Raw genomic sequence first — 4,132 nt, forward strand, 5'->3', positions numbered from 1 at the left:
AACAGAAAGAAAATCAGTTTCCCAGGCTAGCTCGGCAGTAAACGCAGCTGAGGAGTCAGTTGTGTTTTTTTGTACCAAAATAAGCGTTGAGCCAAAATGAAAAATGAAATGACTAGCGCCACAATTAGAAGCGGGTGTAGATGGTAAATCGCCACGCTCTAGTGCATCAGCAATTTGTTTTAATTGGGCATTGTTTAGTTGAATGTATTTTGCATCTAAGTAAGCGTTAATATCGCTCTCAGGGTGGTTATTTTTAATGTATTCAATTAGCTTGTCTAGCATGACAGTAGGGTATTAATAAAAAAGAGTTGTATTATACGCTATTAGCGCTTAACTGCCAAAACAGCTGGCTAGCTTTGATCTAGAGAATCTGAATATTTAATGGCATAGACATCAAATATACTAATCGCCATAGCGGCAATGATAGGGCCGATAAACAACCCTAAAACACCAAACTGCATAATACCTGCTAAGGTTGATAATACGGTAATTAGTGTGTGATCAAGTGCCGATTGTTGCGCTGATTTCTGTGCAATTTTTTGAATGATGATTGGTCTAATAAAATGATCAATAATAGTTCCTATTAATACCGCACCAAAAGCAACAATGATTAACGCATCAAGTGTTTGCCCCTGTGAGTATAGGTACAAGCTTAATGGTAGCCAAATAATTAATCCGCCTAATACCGGAATAAAACTAGCCAAAGCCATAGCAATACCGAAATATAACACTGGCAAGTCAACCAACATAACCGCCAAGGCAAAAGTAACACCTTGGAGTATGGCAATAATAAACACACTGCCTACCAAGCTAATAGATAGTCCAGCAAACTGATTAAGCAAAATATCATCAAGATGGTTTTCTAGCGGGGATAAGTCCTTCAGGCGCTTAACAATTGATTTGCCGTCAATATAAAAATAATATAATGAAAAAATTACCACAATTAAAAAGAAAATAAAATGCGAGGACAGGTTAACAACACTTTTTAGTAGGACAATTGAGAAGTCTTTAATACTCATAATAATGCTATCTAGATTGGTAGTGATTGAGTCTTTCAAACTATGAGTGATTGAATCTGACAAGGGTAGTGTTGAGATAATTTGGTCTAAAATTTGTTTGGAGTTTTGAGCGGTAAAATCGGTGTTAATGGTTTGAATCAGGTTGGATATCTCAATACCACTCATCAGTAGCAGGTAGCTTAAAGGCAGAATCAATATAACCGTAATTAGCAGTGTCATGATTAATGCAGCAAGCGCATCTGAGAAGCGATTTTGCAGTTGTTTGTACTGGCTAAAACTAGCGATTGCAATAAGCAGCGCTAAGAATAGGGAGGGAATAAAAGGAGTAAAAAGCCAGACTAATCCTGCTATGGCTAATAGTAATAAGCTAAGCATAAATCCATGTTCATAAGGTGCTGGTGTGTTGATATTCATTGGTTATCCATTTTAATAACAGTGTAGGCAACTTGTTCATAAGGGTGTGCAAACTTCATCGCTTCGAGTGCTCGCTGTAGATTGTCATCGATACAAACCATTTCAACCTTGTATTCTTCAATCGCCTCAAGCTCATCCAAAAGTCCAATGGCGGGGCGAGCATTGTCTACGGGTTTGAATTGTCCCATGCCAATGGTTTGCCAGGCGCACTGTTCATAGTTATCATAGCGCCCAGCGCCTGCATCAAACATGGCATTTTTAACAATTTCTAAATCCGTCTCCGGAACGTAAAAACTGATTTGATACATCTAAAACTCCCCTGATAAGTAGTGCAATCTTTCATCTTCTTGCATGCGTTCAATGGCATATCTTAAAGTAGTTCTAGGGAGTTGTGCATAATTTTGCCGTAAGAAGGTTTTACAAACTTCATTATCTTTTTTATATATTTCTCTTAGCATCCAGCCAGTGGCCTTATGGATTAAATCATGAGAGTCGTTTAACAATAGTTTGGCAATATCAAGTGTTGGTTTAAATTGGTTATTTTTAATAAATGCATAGGTTGCTACAATAGCGATACGCCTCTGCCATAAGTTGCTTGACTTTGCAAAATTAAACAAGATACTTAGTTTGTTTTGATGGTTAAGTAGGTAATCACCAATAGTGTGCGGAATGGTTGTATCGACCAAATCCCAATTATTGGCCGCATGTATATTATCCAAATAATAATTAAATATTTGATCCTTGTCGCCAGATTGGTATTTATTAACTAACATGATTAAGCCGCAGTGACGCACTTCATGAATAGGATGGTTGATTAATTGATCCAATTGTACTAACGCTATATCGTTAAAGTGTTTTTTGGCAACCGTTCTAGTATGGGGTACGCGCACCCCAATAAATTGATCATGTTCTGAGTATTGTCCAGGTCCGGTTTTAAAAAACCATTCATTGATCTTTTTGCGCTCAGTGCTGGCGTAAGTTTTTAATTCATCAATTATTTCTTTTGCCTTCATCAGCTATACTATGAATTTTTAATAATTCTATCATACATGCAAACAGCTTATTTTGCCGGAGGATGTTTTTGGTGCGTGGAGGCAGTATTTCAGCGTATTGACGGCGTTCTTGAAGTGACATCTGGTTATTGCAATGGTACAAGTATCAATCCAACTTATCAAGAAATATGTACTGGTACAACAGGCCATGCTGAGGTGGTTAAGATTGCATTTGATGAAACGCTTGTTTCTTTTAATGAGTTATTGGCAGTGTTTTTTGCTACTCACGATGCAACAACGCTTAATCAACAGGGTAATGACAAAGGCACACAATACCGTTCGGCAGTTTTTTATATCGATGCTAATCAACAGCTTCAAGTTGAGAGTTTTATTAAAACATTAAACGGTGTAGTGACAGAGGTTAGCAAGTTAGATACTTTTTATCCAGCAGAAGATTATCATCAAAACTATTATAATAACCATTCAAACCAACCTTATTGTCAGGCATTAATTGCGCCAAAACTAGCTAAATATTTCAATGAATGATCAAGACTTACTAAGATATTCTCGTCAAATTATGCTGCCTCAAGTCGGCATTGAAAATCAACAAAAACTACTTGATTCAACAATGCTACTAATTGGTATGGGTGGCTTAGGCTCTCCAAGTGCCTTGTATCTAGCTGCTGCCGGTGTAGGACATTTAATCATTGCTGATTTTGACAAAGTGGAATTATCTAATTTGCAGCGCCAGATTATTCATCACACGCAGGATATTGGTCAGTTTAAAGTTGATTCTGCAAAAGCCAAGATGCTGGCTATTAATCCAACTATTGAAATTACTACGTTAAAAGATTTGAACGCTGATAATTTAGATTCATGGGTGAAGAAAGCTGATATTGTTTTGGATGGTACCGACAACTTCGAGACTCGTTTTAAAATCAATAAGGCATGTGTCCATGCTAAGGTTGCGTTGGTGTCAGCTGCCGTTATTCGTTTTGAAGGTCAGCTGTCTGTATTTAAAGGCTATCAAGCTGATCAGCCTTGCTATCAGTGTCTATATTCCAAAGAGGGCAATAGTGATGAAAATTGCGTTGAAAATGGAATTTTAGCACCCGTTGCAGGGTTAATGGGGTCATTGCAAGCTTTGCAAGCGGTCAAAACAATTATGAATTTGGGTGAGCAGCTAACTGGGCAATTGCTTATGGTTGATGCATTAGACTTATCTTTTAGAAGTGTTAAGATTAGTAAAGATGCAGCTTGTCCTGTTTGTGGTTAGTGTGAGTTATTTTTAGAGACATTCTATTAATAATTTGCATAAAAAAACATGACTTTTTATAGACATCGCTGTATAATTGCCAAGATTAATTATTTTATTAAAATATTTTTAAGTTGTAACATCTTACAGCGGATATTTTAAGATTTTCTAGGAGTAGAATATGAGCGGACAAATGCAAAGACCTGAGGTTCCTACAGGTGTAGTTGGTAAAGATGGTTTTAAAGTAACAACAACTCAAGTTAGAGTTGATGGTAAAGTACAGCCAGGTTTTCACGTAGGTTACACAACTGAGTGGGACGAAGTGCAGAAGGAAATTCCATACGAAACTCCAAAGCAGCCATAATTTTTAATTAAATTATTGCAATAAAAAAGCCGCTATTAATGCGGCTTTTTTATTGTCCATCCAATAAAAATAGCAAAGCATTAAAGGC

The 4,132-nt window shown here is 36.9% G+C and carries 6 protein-coding genes and 1 pseudogene; 3 read left to right on the top strand and 4 right to left on the bottom strand.

Annotated features, from left to right (window positions below):
* The 4 genes and pseudogenes from PSN35_RS05070 to PSN35_RS05085 all read right to left on the bottom strand — a co-directional run.
* Positions 1-282 (bottom strand): annotated as a pseudogene (locus PSN35_RS05070) (hypothetical protein); the annotation flags it as partial.
* A 68-nt stretch (positions 283-350) separates the two neighbouring features.
* Positions 351-1,433, bottom strand: coding sequence for an AI-2E family transporter (locus PSN35_RS05075; protein WP_300030361.1), 1,083 nt, complete (start codon positions 1,431-1,433; stop codon positions 351-353).
* Positions 1,430-1,741 (bottom strand): NGG1p interacting factor NIF3, encoded by a 312-nt coding sequence (locus tag PSN35_RS05080; protein WP_300030364.1) that lies wholly within the window; start codon positions 1,739-1,741, stop codon positions 1,430-1,432. Before PSN35_RS05080 ends, PSN35_RS05075 begins: the two co-directional genes overlap by 4 nt.
* Complete coding sequence (locus tag PSN35_RS05085; RefSeq protein ID WP_300030366.1) at positions 1,742-2,446, bottom strand: DNA alkylation repair protein; 705 nt, start codon at positions 2,444-2,446, stop codon at positions 1,742-1,744.
* 36 nt (positions 2,447-2,482) lie between these two features.
* On the opposite strand from PSN35_RS05085, the gene msrA reads away from it, so the two are divergent.
* The 3 genes from msrA to PSN35_RS05100 all read left to right on the top strand — a co-directional run bounded on the left by msrA (position 2,483) and on the right by PSN35_RS05100 (position 4,044).
* Positions 2,483-2,971, top strand: coding sequence for a peptide-methionine (S)-S-oxide reductase MsrA (msrA, locus tag PSN35_RS05090; protein ID WP_300030368.1), 489 nt, complete (start codon positions 2,483-2,485; stop codon positions 2,969-2,971).
* On the top strand, positions 2,964-3,701 hold the full coding sequence (locus tag PSN35_RS05095; RefSeq protein WP_300030371.1) for a molybdopterin-synthase adenylyltransferase MoeB: 738 nt from the start codon (positions 2,964-2,966) through the stop codon (positions 3,699-3,701). Before msrA ends, PSN35_RS05095 begins: the two co-directional genes overlap by 8 nt.
* A 160-nt stretch (positions 3,702-3,861) precedes the next feature.
* The gene (locus tag PSN35_RS05100) at positions 3,862-4,044 is read left to right on the top strand and encodes a hypothetical protein (RefSeq protein WP_300030374.1); all 183 of its coding nucleotides are present in this window, start codon (positions 3,862-3,864) and stop codon (positions 4,042-4,044) included.
* Positions 4,045-4,132 lie beyond the last annotated feature (88 nt).

It is taken from the genome of Candidatus Thioglobus sp., from assembly GCF_028599055.1.
GTDB lineage: Bacteria > Pseudomonadota > Gammaproteobacteria > PS1 > Pseudothioglobaceae > Thioglobus_A.

Excerpts from the sequence above, each read along its gene's own strand:
- PSN35_RS05080 (WP_300030364.1), bottom strand. The coding sequence starts at position 1,741 with ATGTATCAAATCAGTTTTTACGTTCCGGAGACGGATTTAGAAATTGTT.
- PSN35_RS05100 (WP_300030374.1), top strand. The coding sequence starts at position 3,862 with ATGAGCGGACAAATGCAAAGACCTGAGGTTCCTACAGGTGTAGTTGGT.
- PSN35_RS05075 (WP_300030361.1), bottom strand. The coding sequence starts at position 1,433 with ATGAATATCAACACACCAGCACCTTATGAACATGGATTTATGCTTAGC.
- msrA (WP_300030368.1), top strand. The coding sequence starts at position 2,483 with ATGCAAACAGCTTATTTTGCCGGAGGATGTTTTTGGTGCGTGGAGGCA.
- PSN35_RS05085 (WP_300030366.1), bottom strand. The coding sequence starts at position 2,446 with ATGAAGGCAAAAGAAATAATTGATGAATTAAAAACTTACGCCAGCACT.
- PSN35_RS05095 (WP_300030371.1), top strand. The coding sequence starts at position 2,964 with ATGAATGATCAAGACTTACTAAGATATTCTCGTCAAATTATGCTGCCT.